Annotated in this window: 14 protein-coding genes, 1 riboswitch and 1 other annotated feature; of the genes, 6 read left to right on the top strand and 8 right to left on the bottom strand. The window is 44.8% G+C overall.

Going from position 1 to position 16,527, the window contains the following annotated elements:
- Window positions 1-38 precede the first annotated feature (38 nt).
- Window positions 39-1,376 (bottom strand): cation:dicarboxylate symporter family transporter, encoded by a 1,338-nt coding sequence (locus tag QFZ81_RS27930; RefSeq protein WP_307605485.1) that lies wholly within the window; start codon window positions 1,374-1,376, stop codon window positions 39-41.
- 440 nt (window positions 1,377-1,816) lie between these two features.
- Between QFZ81_RS27930 and QFZ81_RS27925 the strand changes: the two genes are divergently transcribed.
- Complete coding sequence (locus QFZ81_RS27925) at window positions 1,817-2,650, top strand: 5'-3' exonuclease (RefSeq protein WP_373463795.1); 834 nt, start codon at window positions 1,817-1,819, stop codon at window positions 2,648-2,650.
- Between the two features lie 49 nt (window positions 2,651-2,699).
- Here QFZ81_RS27925 and QFZ81_RS27920 read toward each other — a convergent pair whose 3' ends face one another.
- The gene (locus QFZ81_RS27920) at window positions 2,700-3,674 is read right to left on the bottom strand and encodes an aldo/keto reductase family protein (RefSeq protein WP_307605483.1); all 975 of its coding nucleotides are present in this window, start codon (window positions 3,672-3,674) and stop codon (window positions 2,700-2,702) included.
- 102 nt (window positions 3,675-3,776) lie between these two features.
- Window positions 3,777-4,622 (bottom strand): helix-turn-helix domain-containing protein, encoded by an 846-nt coding sequence (locus tag QFZ81_RS27915; protein ID WP_307439325.1) that lies wholly within the window; start codon window positions 4,620-4,622, stop codon window positions 3,777-3,779.
- A 176-nt stretch (window positions 4,623-4,798) separates the two neighbouring features.
- Between QFZ81_RS27915 and QFZ81_RS27910 the strand changes: the two genes are divergently transcribed.
- Window positions 4,799-6,283, top strand: coding sequence for a tagaturonate epimerase family protein (locus tag QFZ81_RS27910; RefSeq protein WP_307439327.1), 1,485 nt, complete (start codon window positions 4,799-4,801; stop codon window positions 6,281-6,283).
- Between the two features lie 112 nt (window positions 6,284-6,395).
- Here the strand turns inward: QFZ81_RS27910 and QFZ81_RS27905 are convergent, their stop codons facing one another.
- Complete coding sequence (locus QFZ81_RS27905) at window positions 6,396-7,307, bottom strand: AraC family transcriptional regulator (RefSeq protein ID WP_307605482.1); 912 nt, start codon at window positions 7,305-7,307, stop codon at window positions 6,396-6,398.
- A 164-nt stretch (window positions 7,308-7,471) separates the two neighbouring features.
- Here QFZ81_RS27905 and QFZ81_RS27900 point away from each other — a divergent pair, with 164 nt between their 5' ends.
- Window positions 7,472-9,604, top strand: a complete 2,133-nt coding sequence (locus tag QFZ81_RS27900; protein ID WP_307605481.1) for a glycoside hydrolase family 52 protein — start codon at window positions 7,472-7,474, stop codon at window positions 9,602-9,604.
- 448 nt (window positions 9,605-10,052) lie between these two features.
- Here QFZ81_RS27900 and QFZ81_RS27895 read toward each other — a convergent pair whose 3' ends face one another.
- Window positions 10,053-10,358, bottom strand: a complete 306-nt coding sequence (locus QFZ81_RS27895) for a hypothetical protein (protein ID WP_307439334.1) — start codon at window positions 10,356-10,358, stop codon at window positions 10,053-10,055.
- A 56-nt stretch (window positions 10,359-10,414) separates the two neighbouring features.
- Window positions 10,415-10,708, bottom strand: coding sequence for a DUF3055 domain-containing protein (locus QFZ81_RS27890; RefSeq protein WP_307439336.1), 294 nt, complete (start codon window positions 10,706-10,708; stop codon window positions 10,415-10,417).
- 201 nt (window positions 10,709-10,909) lie between these two features.
- Here QFZ81_RS27890 and QFZ81_RS27885 point away from each other — a divergent pair, with 201 nt between their 5' ends.
- Together QFZ81_RS27885 and tyrS are read left to right on the top strand one after the other, a co-directional pair.
- Window positions 10,910-11,923 carry an HRDC domain-containing protein gene (locus QFZ81_RS27885; RefSeq protein ID WP_307605480.1) on the top strand — a complete coding sequence of 338 codons (1,014 nt, stop codon included), beginning with the start codon at window positions 10,910-10,912 and terminating at the stop codon, window positions 11,921-11,923.
- 56 nt (window positions 11,924-11,979) lie between these two features.
- Window positions 11,980-12,250, top strand: a binding site (T-box leader).
- A 53-nt stretch (window positions 12,251-12,303) separates the two neighbouring features.
- The gene (gene tyrS / locus QFZ81_RS27880; RefSeq protein ID WP_373463723.1) at window positions 12,304-13,563 is read left to right on the top strand and encodes a tyrosine--tRNA ligase; all 1,260 of its coding nucleotides are present in this window, start codon (window positions 12,304-12,306) and stop codon (window positions 13,561-13,563) included.
- A gap of 75 nt (window positions 13,564-13,638) precedes the next feature.
- Here tyrS and corA read toward each other — a convergent pair whose 3' ends face one another.
- Together corA and QFZ81_RS27870 are read right to left on the bottom strand one after the other, a co-directional pair.
- Window positions 13,639-14,574 carry a magnesium/cobalt transporter CorA gene (gene corA / locus QFZ81_RS27875; RefSeq protein WP_307439339.1) on the bottom strand — a complete coding sequence of 312 codons (936 nt, stop codon included), beginning with the start codon at window positions 14,572-14,574 and terminating at the stop codon, window positions 13,639-13,641.
- A 302-nt stretch (window positions 14,575-14,876) separates the two neighbouring features.
- A complete protein-coding gene (locus tag QFZ81_RS27870; protein ID WP_307605479.1) occupies window positions 14,877-15,104 on the bottom strand; it encodes a hypothetical protein in 228 nt (75 codons plus the stop codon).
- A gap of 245 nt (window positions 15,105-15,349) precedes the next feature.
- Window positions 15,350-15,478, top strand: a riboswitch (SAM riboswitch).
- 101 nt (window positions 15,479-15,579) lie between these two features.
- On the opposite strand from QFZ81_RS27870, the gene metA reads away from it, so the two are divergent.
- The gene (gene metA, locus QFZ81_RS27865) at window positions 15,580-16,524 is read left to right on the top strand and encodes a homoserine O-acetyltransferase MetA (protein WP_307439343.1); all 945 of its coding nucleotides are present in this window, start codon (window positions 15,580-15,582) and stop codon (window positions 16,522-16,524) included.
- Window positions 16,525-16,527: the final 3 nt, after the last annotated feature.

Raw genomic sequence — 16,527 nt, 5'->3', positions numbered from 1 at the left:
GTCCTACTTAAGGATACAATTCCGTTAGTAATTTTATTTTATGCATTCATTTGCTGTTTATTCGCAGCTAAAACGTTATTTTCAACCGAAGTAAATGGAAGACTGCCATCGAGGGCGCTTTTCGCGCGATTATGGTCAAGCAAACCCTCCCAACGCGCAATGACGAAGGTGGCAACAGCGTAGCCGATAATATTCACTGTGGTACGATAATTCCCCATGAATCGGTCCGGTGCAAGCATTAGAGCAACGGCGGCCATAGAGATCGAACCTGTTGCCGCTGCAGTCGCTGACAGTGCCACAAATGCAGAACCCGGTATACCAGCCATCCCCTTGGACGTTAACAAAAGGACTCCCAGAATCATAAGCTGTTCGACAAGACTCAATTCGACGCCGGTCGCTTGGGCAAGAAATATCAGAGTGAGTGATAAATAGATTGACGCCCCGTCTAAGTTGAATGAATATCCGGTCGGAACAACCAGTCCGACAACAGCTCGGTTGCAGCCGGCATGTTCAAATTTATTCATGAGCTGCGGCATTGCCGCTTCCGTCGAACCTGTTGCAAACGCGAGAATGATCTCCTCTCGAATGTAGAGGGTCAACTTCCAAAGGCTGATGCCAACGAATACCCGTGTGATGATAGCTAACACAATGAGAAAAGCAAGACAAGCGATCGTCATGGCCACAAAGAGTTTACCGAACGACACGAGTGTGGTAATCCCATACTGACTAACAGCGAACGCCATCGCGCCGAATGTCGCTATAGCCGTAAGCTTCATGATATAGCCCATAATTTGAAACACGACTTTATTGAAATGCTCTAGAAGATCGACAACAACCTCCGCCGTTCGGCCGCCTACATGGATAAGCGCAAAACCGAAGAAGCAGGAAACGAGCAGTACCTGCAGCATTGTATTATTAGCAAACGCTGAGACAGCACTATCTGGGATGATATTCAGGAAAAATTGCGCTCCGCTTGGAAGTGTAGAACTCTTAGTAACTTTATTGACAGCTTCCGTTGTCAAGGTTCCAGGATCGATATGCATTCCCGCGCCGGGATTGAATAAGTTCGCCACTACCATGCCTATGATTAGGGCAAAGGTTGTAACGACTTCGAAGTAAAGGAGGGTTTTTCCGCCTATCCTACCAACTGATTTGATGTCGCCGACCTTCGCGATACCAACGACGACAACACCAAAAACAAGCGGTGAAATGATCATTTTGATAAGCTTGATGAAACCGTCGCCGACTGGCTTTAATGCGACACCAATTGTCGGCCAAAGATAACCGACTAAAATCCCCCCGATGATTGATACCATAATCTGAAAAAAAAGGCCTTGATAAAAAGGTTTCTTTACGGGTGCCGTTTTTGGATTCACTATGCATCCTCTTTTCTTCATTTTTTTGATATCAATAGTCCCTAATGTGAATATTTCTTTTCAACTCTGTTCATCATTCTAGGTTAACTTATGTTACATGAATAGTTTATTTTTATAACATTGTTTGAAAACACAAAAATAGAATCCCCCGTTGTTAACACTGCATAACTGTAATAACGGCTCGATAAGGTGGATATTGACGCCATGAACAAATGATGAATCAACATATTTTATACTTAGAACTTAAGTGGCATACATGCTGTTAACTATAGCGAAATGGGAAAACCGCTGCTGGTACCTTTTACTAGTAGTGGTTTTTTGTGTTCGGACAAACCCTTCCCATGCTATACTAGTCGTAGAACTTATACGTTATGATTTATAGAATAGGAGCGATTATTTTGTCCGAAACATCATCTGAATCTGTGCTTCTTGTCGATGGCATGGCTTTATTATTTCGTGGTTATTACGCCACTTCTTCCAGTGGTTACATTATGAGAACAAGTGCCGGCATGCCGGTAAACGGGGTTTATGGTTTTCTTAAATATTTGCTAGATGCGATCCAGACGTTCAAACCTACGCACGTTGTTTGCTGCTGGGACATGGGAAGTAAGACGTTTCGTACGGAGAAATTTGATAATTACAAAGCAAATCGCGGACCTGCTCCGGAAGAGCTGATCCCTCAGTTTGATTTAGTGAAGGAAGTAACGGCCAGCTTCAACATTCCAAACGTAGGTGTTATTGGATACGAGGCGGATGATTGCATAGGCACATTGGCAAGTACATATAGTCCATCTACTAAGGTACAGATTCTCACAGGCGATCACGATATTCTTCAGCTTGTAAATGAGAATACGGAAGTTATTATTATGAAAAAAGGTCAATCCAATTATATGGTATATACGCTGGAAACCTTGATGGAAGAGAAGAGTCTAACACCTGCTCAAATTATCGATCTGAAGGGTTTAACAGGAGATACGGCGGATAACTATCCAGGGGTAAAAGGAATTGGTGAGAAAACGGCGACCAAACTGCTGATGGAATATCAGGACATCGCCGGGATTTTGGAAAATTTAGCGGCTCTGCCGAAAGGTGTTCGCGCCAAAATTGAGGCGGAGATCGACATGCTGCATTTATCACGTGATTTGGCTACGATTCGTTTGGATGCGCCTGTCGCTTGTGCGCTTGAGGAATGCGGATGGTCGATGGAGCGGGAGAAAGTCATTAGCAAGTTCGAGGAATTGGAATTCAAAGGTTTGATGAGATTAATTGTTTAAATTCATAAGGAAGGGACAGGGCTATTAATGGCCCTGTCCCTTTTCATTTTTAACGTGCAGGCGCGAAATTGGCTACTTGTTTGAGGATGACTTCGATTTGTTCCAGTGTTTCGGTTCCAAGCTCAACATCAACGGCTTTCACATTCTCTTCAATCTGTTGAGGTCTGGTCGCACCGATGAGTGCAGAACTCACACCTGGTTGACGGAGAATCCAAGCGAGAGCCAATTGTGCCAAAGAGATATCCAATTGCTGAGCAACCTGTTCCAACTCATGAACAACCTGAAGCACCTGGTCATTCAAATAGCTGTTAATGACACCATTCACGGATTCGTTAGCGGCACGACTCTCTGTCGGAAGCGGCTGTCCCAGCTTGTATTTACCCGTTAAAATACCTTGAGCAAGCGGTGAGAACACAACTTGACCCAATCCTTTTTGCACAGACACAGGCAATACTTCTCGCTCGATATAGCGCTCAAACATATTGTAAATCGGCTGATTAGAGATCAGCGGTCTTAGGCGCAAACGTTCGGCAATGCCGGCTGCTTCGCTAATTTGGGCACCGCTCCACTCACTGACAGCGGCGTACATAATTTTGCCTTGGGCAGCTAAGTCGTCCAAAGCGCGAAGCGTCTCTTCCAGCGGTGTATGGATGTCATAGCGATGGCAATAGTACAAATCGATGTATTCGACCCCTAATCGTTTTAAGCTCGCTTCACACTGTTCGAAGATGTGCTTACGGGATAAACCTCGGTCATTCGGACCTTCACCCATCGGGAAGTAGACCTTTGACGAGAGCACATAGCTTGACCTCTCATAAGGCTTTAGCGCTGCCCCCATCGCTTTCTCGCCTTCACCCAGATTGTAAGCATTAGCCGTATCGAAGAAATTAATACCACTTTCAAAAGCTTTCGCGATACAAGCATCTGCTGCCTTTTGTTCAGCTGCTGTACCGTAGGTAAGCCAGCTACCCAAGCTAATTTCACTCACTTTTAACCCACTACGACCCACGTTTCTATACTTCATGAAATGTTTATCATCCTCTCATTATGCTGCTTTGAAGTCATTATAAGAGTAGAAAGGATAGCTTGGCAATGACGCACTATTTATTCACTTAGTTACTTTAACTTAAGTAACCGCCGATTGCCGATAGCGAAGAGGTGTCGTTTTGGTCATATGACGGAAGACGCGTCCGAACTGCACAAGTGACCCGAAGCCTACCTGCTCAGCGATCAAAATAACTTTAAGTTTCGTAGTTGTCAGTAATCGCTGGGCTTCTTGCACACGAACGAGATTCACATATTCAACAAGTGAAAATCCGGTAATTTCCTTGAACATCCGGCTTAAATAGGCAGGGCTGATTTCGAATCGCTCAGCCAGCTCTTCCAGACGGAGAGGTTCAGGATAATGAATATTGATAAATCTCACGATAGTTGAAATTTTTCGATGCAGAGGGGAAACGTGTTCGGGAGATGTAGACGGATGCACAAGGACGAAACGTGCTGTGAATAGCAGAAGCTCGGTCAAATATTGCCGCAGGGCGAAAGTTTGCCCAAGCTGGGGCTCCTTTGCTTCATGAATCAATTTACCCAGAATGTCTTCGACCAAGCGCCGAGTAGGCAGATCTAGTCGCAGAACAGGTATAGCATGCGTGAAGGCATCGAGAAGAAATGGAGCCTCCTCTTTGACATTCACTAAAAAGCTATCATCGAAATTAATCACTACACGCGCATGTCCTAAGTTGTCCGAGTCTGATGTCGCATGAAGCTCACGCCGATTTATGAGCACAAGGTCCCCGGGAAGAATGAGATACGAGCGATCACGAATGAAGTACATCCGTTCTCCTTCGTACAAGTAGTAAAGCTCGTACATGTCATGCATGTGTTGAGTCCTCTCGAAGGAACCAGAACGATGAATATGTTGGATATAAAATGGGCCTTCATCTTCATTGCCGAAAGTGACAGTTCGTGACATAGGTAAGACTCCTTTGGTTCTCTATGATTATTTGAAGTATAGCATGATTTCTGTGAAAAATATGAATAGTTTCAACGGAAAATAAGAAAAGATGATGAGAAAATTTTCGTACCTTGCGATATGATTAAGCTATGAGAAATGAGTAAACGTTTGCAAAACAAGGGAGGATTTACACAATGAAACAGCTTATCGAAGCTATAAAATCAGGGAATATAACTACATTTACTTCACCAGATGTTAAAGTTTATGCACCATCTTTCACGCAAGTAGGTAATACTTCCCTTCTAATGGTGCGAACAGGTGCAGGAAAGAAACTTATTGCTGCAGGCGAGGGAGAACTATACGACCAACTCATTGGGGAAAGCGTGGACGGCGGCAAAGTGGCTTCTCTATCCCACGAAAATCGTCTGATACTTAACCAGTTTCTTCCATACACTGCTCCACAAGCATTTGGTACACAAGTAGCTACAATGGGTTTAGGTGATCGACTTGGGATTGCAAGCCCTGGACATATTCAAACGATTCGCGGCAAAGACATTCGCCCTGTCCTAGCACAGCAAAGTATTCGTGAACTCGCGCTAACAGGCCGAACCTATGAGGATGTTTTGGATGCGGCTGCTTATGCTGTATTCCAAGAGGGCTACAAAGATGGGTATGGCGCAGACGGCGACCATTTGAAGAAAGAAGAAGACATCGAGTATGCGCTGCGACTTGGTTTTACGATGTTGACACTGGATTGCTCGGAAAATATCGACAACACAATTGAATCCATGTCTGAAGCGGAAATCGCTGCAAAATACGAGCAGCTGCCAGCTAGTTTGCGCAATCATTATGAAAAGCGTTACCTAGAGACAGCAGCTAATGTTCCTGGGGCAACGCTTAACTATACTCGTCAAGCTCTACAGAAAGATGTCCTGATCTACGACGCAGCAATCAATTTCATGGAAGCAATCTTCCGTAAGTACATCGCTACGCTTGATCGTGCAGTTGATTTTGAAATTTCTATTGATGAAACGGCTACCCCGACATCTCCTGAAGCGCACTATTTGGTAGCTAACGAGCTTCGCGATCGCGGGGTTACAATTTTCAGTATGGCGCCGCGCTTCTGTGGGGAATTCCAGAAAGGAATTGACTATATCGGCGACATCGCTCAGTTTGAACGTGAATTAGCTAGCCATGCCGCGATTGCTGTACATTTCGAATACAAGCTTAGTATTCATTCCGGCAGCGATAAATTCAGCGTGTTCCCGCTCATCGGGCAGTACACGAACGGCCTGTTCCATATCAAAACAGCTGGAACGAACTGGCTCGAAGCGGTACGTGTCGTAGCGAAGGTTAATCCTTCCCTATACCGCCGCATGCATCAGTATGCGCTTGAGCATTTCAGTGATGCTACAGCTTACTATCATGTGACAACTGACATTAACGCTATCGTCCCATTGGGTGAAGTGAGCGATGCCGGTCTGCCGGATTACATGGAAGAAAACAATGCGCGCCAGCTACTGCACATCACGTACGGCTTGCTTCTGCAAGCGAAAAATGCCGATGGCAGCAAACAATTTGCTGACGAATTCTTCCAAACGTTGGCTGAACAAGAAGATGCCTTTGCTGAAGGTCTTCGCTATCATATTGGCAGACATTTAGAACTGCTAGGTAAATAATAGAGGGCATAGAAAACAAAAAATGAGAAGGCAAGGTTTATTCTTGCCTTCTCATTTTTTGTTTTCTGTCGATTTCAAGGGAAAGTCCCCCCACTATAGTTAGCGCATCGACTTAATAGGAGAGCTGTCGATAAGCAGTGGGAGACATATTCGTCCACCGTTTGAATTGTTTGCTGAACTGGGATAAGTCTCTATATCCGAGCTGCTCGGATATTTGCTCGATGGAGAGCGCAGGATTCATGAGCAGCAGCTTCGCTTTACGGAGCTTGATCATGCTGACATACTGCCGAGGTGAAATGCCGTAAGCTTTGTGAAATACACGATTGCAGTGTGTGGAGCTGTATCCCAGTTGTTCAGCAAGCTGCTCGATCCGCAGTGGTTCCTTATCGTCCGTGCCGTCCTCCTCATTGGACACTAGCGCCCATTCACGTTCAATGTGGGCCGCAATTTGCTCCGCCAGCTCTGTGGTCGGGTTTTGAGCAGAAAGCTGCTGCTTTACTTGAAGCAGGAGTTCGCTCAAAACCGCGAACAAACGGAATGAAGCTAGCAAGGTCAGCAGCTTCTGATGCGTGCCTTCACTTTCTTTGGTCGCTTGTGCAACATCCTTAATGATGGGGCGAAGCGCTTGTTCAAGTGGACTGCCGACCGGATATCGTACATCGGTCAGCTGGCTCAGCTGTTGACGTAACCAAGAGTCGTCCACTTCGAAATGGATACAGACATATTCCATCGTAGTTCCGTCCAAGACCCCTAGGCTGCTATGCCGTTGGTTCGGGGTCAGCCATAATATCTCTCCTTCGGTCTGTGTGTAATTTTTACCTTCCACACGCATATGCTGACTGCCTTCGAGCACGACATTGATTTCATATTGGCTATGTTTATGCTCAGGAAAAGACCAATTGGCGTTCACTTTACGGCGATGTGCAGCAAACACACGAAACGAAATTTGCAGATCCGGCAGCATACTCCCGCTTACACTATGTTCAAGCCCAGAGGGCAAAGATGAATTAGAATGATTCAGCATTGGAGTCTCTCCTCCGTAAAAACCTATAATTGCTCCCTATTGTACCACAAGCTGCCTTCAAGCGATGTGTCTTTTGTACAAACGAAAGCAAGTTTTGCCCATGGGATAAAGGTTCGCTTGAACGTATGATTAGGGTATATGAATCCTGAAGGGAGCATTTATTTATGCCAAAAAATCAATTTTTTAATGCCCATCATTCTCCGATGGGAGCGTTTGCAAGTTTCACGCTTGGATTTCCAGGAAAAAAAGGAGGTTTCGATCTGGAACAGGGTCGTCCGCCCGAGCAAAACATTTATATTGGATTGGAATCCAATCAAGGCGGTACTTACGAGGCTTTGCCTTTTTTTGAAAATAAAGCCGACGCTGAGGCCGAAAGCCAACGCTATGACATTGAGAACCCTGATCCGAATCCGAATAAACCCCAAATCGTTTTTCCATTTGCGGATAGTGCGATTTCCAGACTGTTTGATGTCGGAACGGATACGTGGTCAGCTGGAGATCTAACTTTTCGACTATTATCCCAAGCACAGCCTGTACCGGATCCTGAAGCAGCTACGGATGAAGAGCTGCGTCTTGCCCTAGTACCTGCTGTGTTGGCTGAAATTACCGTAGATAATTCGAAGGGAACCTCCTCGAGAAGAGTGTTCTTTGGCTATCAAGGCTCAGATCCTTACAGCTCGATGCGTAGGCTTGACGATACAATGGATCAGGTAGCTGGCGTTGGGCAAGGCCGGATTACCGCTATCGTTTCTAAGGATCCTGATGTGCGCTCAGCATTGCATTTTAGTATCGAGGACATTCTGACTGTTTATCCCATCGAAAATTTGACTTTCGGTCTGGGGGCCATAGGCGCACTTTTTGCGGACACACCTGCTGGCGAGAAGCGGACTTATCGCTTCGCGTTATGTTTCCACCGTTCCGGAATTGTGACAGCCGGTCATGATGCTTCGTATACGTATGCTCGTTTATTTAAGAACATTGAAGCGGTAGGTCGCTATGCGTTAGATCACTTCGATGAGCTAGCTGCACTAGCGGATCAAAGCAATGATCGCATCGGGGCATCCAAACTTTCGAGCGACCAGAAGTTCATGCTATCCCATGCGATTCGCAGCTATTACGGCAGCACGCAGCTGCTGGATATGGATGGTGAGCCGTTCTGGGTCGTGAACGAAGGGGAATACCGCATGATGAACACCTTTGATCTTACGGTTGACCAATTGTTTTATGAACTTGAATTGAATCCGTGGACTGTGAAAAATGAACTCAATATGTTCGCTAAGCGCTACAGCTACGAAGATCGAGTACGCTTTCCTGGGGACGCAACAGAATATCCGGGTGGCCTTAGTTTTACACATGATATGGGTGTTGCCAATACCCTCTCAAGACCAAATTATTCTTCATATGAGCTGTACGGACTACATGGTTGTTTCTCCCATATGACGCATGAACAGCTTGTGAATTGGGTTTTATGCGCAGCTGTTTATGTAGAGCGAAGCGATGACCAACAATGGTTGGAGCAAAATATAGCTATCTTCGAACAATGCCTGCAAAGCATGTTGAACAGGGATAACCCTGATCCAAGTCTGCGTAACGGCATCATGGCGCTGGATAGCACCCGTACGATGGGCGGAGCGGAGATCACCACATATGACAGCTTAGATGTATCTTTGGGGCAAGCTCGTAACAACATTTATTTGGCTGGTAAGTGTTGGGCATCTTACTTGGCTATGGAGCGTATTTTCAACCGCAATGGCCGTGAAGATATCGCGCAAATTGCCGGAGATCAAGCGCTGAAGTGTGCAACCACGCTCGTTGGTTACGTGACCGTGGATGGATACATTCCGGCGGTTATTGGTGAAGGTAATGATTCTCGCATTATCCCGGCTATTGAAGGTCTTGTCTTCCCTTACTTCACTGGTTGCAAAGAAGCACTCGATGAAAATGGCCGCTATGGCTTTTACATTCAAGCGCTGAAGAAACACCTTACTACGGTGCTCGTCCCTGATGTGTGCTTATTCCTTGATGGTGGTTGGAAACTTTCATCCACAAGTAACAACTCATGGCTGAGTAAAATATATTTGTGCCAGTTTGTAACACGCCAAATTCTGGGGCTTCCTTGGGAAGCGCAAGGAACGGCGGCTGATGCTGCGCATGTCACCTGGCTCACACATCCGCAATTGTCGTTTTGGAGTTGGAGCGATCAGATCATTTCCGGGGAAATTCAAGGAAGTAAATATTACCCGCGCGGCGTAACTAGCATCCTCTGGCTGCTAGAGGATAAATATCAGGCTGTCTAGAAAACTGGGAAGCAGAAGGAAGTGCAGGAACAGAAGAGCGAAGTGCACAAGTGCACAAGAGCAGAAGACCCCAAGACCCCAAGACGAAGAGATTAAACCACTTGGCCACTAGGAGTTTAGGAGTCTATAAGAACAAGAAGCTCCATTTGGATCAAAACTTCCCCTTCTTACAAGTAAATAGGTATGATTGTTGTAGTAAATACAACAATAACTCCCTTCAGAAGGTTAGAAGGTGAAAGATGTTGTACGCCATACAACAATTTCCATTAAATTGAGTAAAATAGCCCCTATTTAAGCAAATATGTTGCACTTTCTACAACATGGGATAGCTTTTAACGTAAAAGTGAAGAAAATTGTTGTATGTTTTGCAACTTGAAGGGTTTACTCACATCTAAAAAACAATAAACGAGCCAAACGTTTGTAGTATCAAACGTTTGGCTCGCTCAATTTATTCTTGATTCATCGGTTCGTTCCGATAATCGTCTTCACCGGGATAATCCCTTTTAATACCTTCATGCAGCTCGTGATTCTCGTAAGAAAATTGGTTAGGCGGACGTTGGTCCTCTCGCCAGGGTTTACTTTTTCCAAGTGATTCGGTGTTTAGGCTTGTGCCATAAGGACCCTCGGGAAATTCTTCGGGAATTAAGTCATTGCGCTGGGACTCGACTGTCTCCAAATCGGTGAAAGCGTCGCGGTACTCAGGAATAAAGCCTTTTGTATGACTATACTTGTCGTTAGGGAACTTATCACTCATGGATAAAGCCTCCTTATCAGGTTGCTATGCTTTTTCCAGTGTCCCCCGTCGCCTGCTTAAATATCCGTAAAATGAATGGAACCAATAATTTGCGACAAGAATTCATTGAGTTCTTGTGCTTGTTCTTCATTAATTTTAAAAACATGTTCCAAATATCCTTCTTCCGCCAGATCATCTGGGCCTATAACAGCACTGCGTCCGGATTGCAAATCAATCACAAGCTTTTTGCCGAAATATCGGGATGTAGACATAATGGCGAGGTCAAAACGGTGCAGCGCATTGCCAACAAAACAAACGAAACGTGTAGTTGTTTCTTCCTGATAGTCGTATAAAAAGTCATAATCAGACATGAGGGCCCTCCATTCTCTTTCTAGTATGTACCTCATTATAACCGAAAAAAGCTCGTCAACAAAACATATCTTGCGCCCATCTGACAAACATGGTATGATTTGGATATTAGAAAAAGGGAAGCACCTTTTCAGCTAACAAGCTGAGGAGGTGCTTTTTCGTTTTTCTGAACCTATTTTTAGCTACCGTTTGGAGGAGAAGGCATGAATATTGTATTTCTGAACACATTGGAGAAAGAAGCGGGGGATCATCGCGTTACATCGGCCCAAGTGTCGATTGAGGAAGAACAAGGCATTTGGAATGTCTTTTGGAATGAGCCTGATAGCGCTGGCAAAATTCAGCAAGATCAGTGGTATCAGGGGTTGAGCTGGGATGAGATGCTGAGTGCTTTCCGTCAGGGGCTGCGAGATAAAGTTCGTTCCGGTTTCCGTCCGCTTGTTAGTACGGATTTGGAATCAGCGCAAGGCCTGTCGGGCAAGGCTAGAATGACACAGATGTTGACCTACTACTGCGAAGATAATCCAAGTGAGGAAGTGTACGAAACACTCCGCGCTTGGAGGCGCGAACAAGCTGCCCGCGAAGGGAAAGCACCGTATATTCTCGCCACGAACCGTGTGCTTCGCATGATCTCCGTTTTCCTGCCCCAGAGTAAGGAAGAGCTGCAGCAAATTCCTGGCTTCGGTGAGCAGAAGACGACCATGTACGCGGCAGATGTGCTCAATTTAACCGCTGAGTATACACGTTCGAATGGCTTCCCATTAGATTGGGTGGCTAAAAGCGTAGACACAGTGAAGTATGAGGCTTGGCTCCACGCTCAGAAGGAGCAAAAGCTGCGTACAGAGCTTGACCGTGAGGTTAGTAAGCGCAAGCTTCTTGAGATCGTTGCAGGCGGAGGAAGCTTGGCTGATCTGCAAGCAGTGCTAACCATGCCGCGCAGGGAACTGCTGCTCTGGGTGGAGGATTTGGAGCGTGAGGGATACGATATGGATCCGCTTGTGGAAGCGGAGCTTGCTTCGATCCCGGAAGAAGAGCAAATCAAAGCCTGGAACGCCTTCGAATCGGAAGGTGACCGCTACCTGAAGCCGGTGCTGCAGCGCATCATCGGCACGGAGGAGCTCAAAGGCAAAGACCTTGACCGCGCCTATGAGTGGCTGCGATTGCTCCGTTTGCGCTTCCGCAGGGAGAAGGATAGGTTTACTTCTCAAGCTGCAAGCTAGCTAGTATTGACATTGATTAGGATTATATGATTAAATGATCAATAATCTAAATATCAATGAAAGCGATGACGAACATGGGCTATGCCCGAAGTAGGAGAAATGCCACTGCTGCAGAGAGTCGGTGTAAGGTGCAAACCGATGCAAGTATGGCTCCGAATTACAGTTCTGAGTTGGTTAAGGGAACATGCTCGTTAGGGCATCAGTAGCTTTTACCCGGCATTCATTTGTCGTTATGAATCTAAGTGAAAGAGAACTTTGCGAATGAGAGACCGCAAACCCTTCTCTTTAATTAGGGTGGTACCGCGAGACAACCTTCTCGTCCCTTTGTGGACGCGCAGGTTGTCTTTTTTGTATTTATTACGATGAGGAGGATTAATATTATGTTGATATGGGATCAGCTTACCGAAATACAGCAGCAGGAAGTAGAACGTCAATTACTTGTCATTGGGCGGGGCGCTGCCGAAATCGTGCCTGAGGAAGCACTCAAGCAAAAGATCATGCACGCAGTGGTAACAGGTACGCCGCTAAAAGTGAAGCTCGGCTTAGATCCGTCTGCGCCCGATATACACATTGGCCACACCGTTGTTTTGCAGAAGCTGCGTCAATTTCAAGATTTGGGACATGAGGTTCAACTCATTATTGGAGATTTCACAGGACGCATCGGTGATCCAACCGGAAAGTCAGAGACACGCAAGCAGCTATCAGAGGAAGATGTTAAGCACAATGCGCAAACGTATCAGACGCAATTATCCAAAATATTAGATTTGACCAAGACCACTTTTTACTACAATTCTTCTTGGCTTGGAGCGCTTAAATTCGACGATGTGCTGAAGCTAGCTGGTAAAGTAACGGTTGCGCGCATGCTGGAGCGGGACGATTTTGCCAAAAGATACGCGGCTAATCAGCCGATTCATGTTCATGAGTTTTTCTACCCTTTAATGCAGGGCTATGACTCGGTTTCTCTTGAAAGTGACATTGAGCTAGGCGGAACTGATCAAACCTTCAATATTTTGATGGGCCGAACGCTCCAAAGTGCTTATGAGATTAAAGATGGTCAGATAGCGATTCTTATGCCGCTGCTCGAAGGTCTGGACGGTGTTCAAAAAATGAGCAAAAGCTTGCGGAATTACATTGGCATCGATGAGCTTCCTAACGAAATTTTCGGCAAAACGATGTCAATTCCGGATTCGCTCATGACCAAATACTACGAGTTAACAACGTCCATCTCAAATGAATCCCTGAATGATCTCAAACGAGGACTAGAAGCAGCTGCCATCCATCCGAGAGATGCCAAGATGAAGCTGGCTAAGGAATATGTGCAAATGTATCATGGTACGCGGGCGGCTGAAGAAGCAGAACAGCATTTTATAACCGTGTTCCAAAAGAGAGCTTTGCCCGAAGACATCGAAGAAATGACTCTAAGCATTAGCCTGTTGGAAGAAGGCTCAATCTCCATCATTAAGCTTCTCGTTTTACTAGAACTGCAAGCTTCCAACGGAGAAGCAAGACGAAGTGTGGAGCAAGGGGCAGTGAAGATCAATGAACAGAAGATCATGCAAATTCATGAACAAATAACCCCAAAGGATGGGGATATTATTCAGGTGGGGAAACGGAAGTTTGTTAAAATTAAGCTGATTTAAACAGGACAAAAAGGGCTCCTTGATAGCAGTGTTCTGCTCCAAGAAGCCCTCACTCTTTCCAAGTACAAAAGGTATCTATAGCCATTCTTTTTTACGAAATAATACATACATGCCTATACCTAATGCACCCATGAACGCTAAGACAATTTCATCGCCATGAGCCACATGAAGCCCGAGGATGTTATCAAAATTCATTCCGAACACGCCGGTAATGAACGTCAAAGGCATGAAGATCGTCGAAGTTGCTGTGAAAACGCGCATGATCTCATTCGCACGGTTAGCGACGCTAGACTGATAGGCTTCTCGTAGGTTGCCCATGAGATCGCGCAGCGTATCGAACGTATCCACGATCTTTACGGCATTTTCATAAATATCTCCGAAATATTTTTGCAGCTGATGGTCAATTAGTCTAAGCTCTTTCTTACCAAGTGTTCCAATCACATCACGCTGAGGAACTAGCACTTTTTTGAGCCATAGAATCTCTGAACGAAGACCGATAATTTCATTCAAATGCGACTTCTTCGTTGCCATCAGAATGTCTTCTTCCAGCTTTTCAATCTTGGCCTCGATACGGTCACCGACCGCCACATAATTATCGACGACAAGATCGACCAGATGGTATAGGAAACGATCGGCGCTGTTTACTTCCTCTTCCCAGAGAAAAGGTTTCAAAGCTCGAAGTTCATTAATTTTTTGTCTAGTAACGGTAATAATGACATGTTTGCTAAGAAATAGATTAAGTGCGCGAAGGAAAATTTCTTCATCATCAAATCGAATACTATTAATAACGATAAAATAATGGGAATCGTAGAACTCAATTTTGGGACGTTGTTCCTCTTCGCTTAAGCAATCCTCCACGGCCAAATCATGAAGATGGAACATAGGTTGAAGGATCTCTAAGTCTTCTACCCCTGCATCAATCCAATAAAAGCCTCTTTCTGGAGGTGTTAGGGCGACAGTCACGTCATCAACCAACGTAAAAATGCCATTCTGAACCCACCGTGTTTTCATCTGATCCACCCCTTTGAATGGAATCAGTCGGTTAGTTCATCTTTTAGAGCAAGGCTCCGGATGAAGGAATAACCGACTGCATTCCTACACTATTAAATTGTTTAAGATCCTTGCAGGTTCTACTCCTCGGTTCTCCGTCCAAACGTATGCCCTCCTTTTTCGTCCGTGTCGAATACTTGTTTAGTATAACCCTTCATATATCACGTTTCAAGCCATAAAAGTTTGCAGAAACTGGGTAGATTGTTGTTTAGATAAAGTATGGAGATAACGCTCAGTCGGTGTCAAAAAAAAGCCGCCATGACTTACATGGCGGCATTAAAAATTTTATTTTTAATTTCTTTGTAAATCTCAATTAATTCAGGATCACCGCGCTGCAGCAATTCTTCTTCATTGTTAGCACCGTAGATACGGCATACCAGGGCCGCAGCATCCTCTGCTTGTTGAATCGTTGGTTTTGTGGTTTCGATTAGGGCGAAAAAGCGATTTAATGAAGCAAAAGCGGAGAAGCTATCGATCGTTTGGGTTGACATAAATGACCTCTTTTCATGAAGTATGGTTTATCAATAGAGTGTTGTTATATATATTAGTGTTTTAATATCATATAACCCGTATTTAAGAATGCTTAAACATATTTGTTTGATACATTTTGTATCATTTGAATTATAAGGGGACAAACCGTTGAAAATTCTTTGCTCTAATTTCTCTTGACAAGTGTTTCATGCCTTGACTTTGGTTTAATTTATAGTATGATAATTTTAATCGCATACGTTACATTTTCTTATCAAGAGTAGGTGGAGGGACTAGCCCTATGACACCCGGCAACCGACAAACCTTTGCAAGCAAAGGGATGCACGGTGCTAATTCTTGCGGAAACGCTGTTTAAAGCGAATCTGGGAGATAAGAGAAGGACATTGACTTTGATTTTCCATGGCCTTTCTCTGATTCCAGAGAAGGTCATTTTTTCATTTATTTCCCAAATAAAACTTATGAAGAGGAGTGAACAGGATGCCGATTAAGATTCCTGACAACCTGCCTGCCAAAGAAATTTTAAACCAAGAGAACATCTTCACCATGGACGAATCTGTCGCGTACCACCAGGATATACGTCCACTTCGAATTGCTTTATTGAATCTGATGCCAACCAAAGAGACGACGGAGACGCAACTTCTGCGTTTAATCGGAAATACGCCATTGCAGGTGGAATTCGTGCTTCTGCATCCTAAAACTCATACTTCTAAGAACACTTCTGTCGAGCATTTGGAAATGTTTTATAAAACATTTGACGATATTAAAGATGAAAAGCTGGATGGCATGATTATCACGGGTGCTCCTGTCGAACAGATGGAGTTTGAAGATGTGAATTACTGGGAGGAATTGACGCAAATCCTGAATTGGAGTAAGCACAACGTCACTTCTACCTTGCATATTTGTTGGGCAGCTCAAGCGGGCTTGTATCATCATTTCGGTGTGCGAAAGTTTGCGCTCGATAATAAGATGTTCGGAGTATTTCCTCATACCGTTCAGGTACCGAATACAAAGTTGCTTCGCGGCTTTGATGAAGTCTTTCATGTACCGCAATCTCGTCATACGGATATTCGTCGTGAAGACATTGAACAATGTCCGGATTTGGAGATTTTATCGGAATCAGAGGAGTCCGGTGTTTATATCGCCGCAACGCGAGACGGGAAGCATATTTTCGTAACAGGACATTCGGAATATGATGCTTGTTCATTGAAATGGGAGTACGATCGGGATGTGAGTAGAGGGCTTTCAATCGAGATCCCCAAAAATTATTACCCGAATAATGATCCGAGCAGACAGCCTTATAATACTTGGAGAGCGCATGCGAATCTTCTGTTCTCCAATTGGTTGAATTATTATGTCTATCAAGAAACACCATTTGAACTGAACGCTAACATCAACGAAAGTTTGGCAAGCTCACAATTGTAATTC

The sequence above is a fragment of the Paenibacillus sp. V4I9 genome, from assembly GCF_030817295.1.
Classification (GTDB): Bacteria; Bacillota; Bacilli; order Paenibacillales; family NBRC-103111; genus Paenibacillus_E.
This window is presented reverse-complemented; position numbering and strand designations above follow the sequence as displayed.

Excerpts from the sequence above, each read along its gene's own strand:
- QFZ81_RS27870 (WP_307605479.1), bottom strand. The coding sequence starts at position 15,104 with ATGTCAACCCAAACGATCGATAGCTTCTCCGCTTTTGCTTCATTAAAT.
- QFZ81_RS27905 (WP_307605482.1), bottom strand. The coding sequence starts at position 7,307 with ATGCTGAATCATTCTAATTCATCTTTGCCCTCTGGGCTTGAACATAGT.
- metA (WP_307439343.1), top strand. The coding sequence starts at position 15,580 with ATGCCGATTAAGATTCCTGACAACCTGCCTGCCAAAGAAATTTTAAAC.
- tyrS (WP_373463723.1), top strand. The coding sequence starts at position 12,304 with ATGTTGATATGGGATCAGCTTACCGAAATACAGCAGCAGGAAGTAGAA.
- QFZ81_RS27885 (WP_307605480.1), top strand. The coding sequence starts at position 10,910 with ATGAATATTGTATTTCTGAACACATTGGAGAAAGAAGCGGGGGATCAT.
- corA (WP_307439339.1), bottom strand. The coding sequence starts at position 14,574 with ATGAAAACACGGTGGGTTCAGAATGGCATTTTTACGTTGGTTGATGAC.
- QFZ81_RS27900 (WP_307605481.1), top strand. The coding sequence starts at position 7,472 with ATGCCAAAAAATCAATTTTTTAATGCCCATCATTCTCCGATGGGAGCG.
- QFZ81_RS27920 (WP_307605483.1), bottom strand. The coding sequence starts at position 3,674 with ATGAAGTATAGAAACGTGGGTCGTAGTGGGTTAAAAGTGAGTGAAATT.
- QFZ81_RS27925 (WP_373463795.1), top strand. The coding sequence starts at position 1,817 with ATGGCTTTATTATTTCGTGGTTATTACGCCACTTCTTCCAGTGGTTAC.
- QFZ81_RS27890 (WP_307439336.1), bottom strand. The coding sequence starts at position 10,708 with ATGTCTGATTATGACTTTTTATACGACTATCAGGAAGAAACAACTACA.
- QFZ81_RS27915 (WP_307439325.1), bottom strand. The coding sequence starts at position 4,622 with ATGTCACGAACTGTCACTTTCGGCAATGAAGATGAAGGCCCATTTTAT.
- QFZ81_RS27895 (WP_307439334.1), bottom strand. The coding sequence starts at position 10,358 with ATGAGTGATAAGTTCCCTAACGACAAGTATAGTCATACAAAAGGCTTT.
- QFZ81_RS27910 (WP_307439327.1), top strand. The coding sequence starts at position 4,799 with ATGAAACAGCTTATCGAAGCTATAAAATCAGGGAATATAACTACATTT.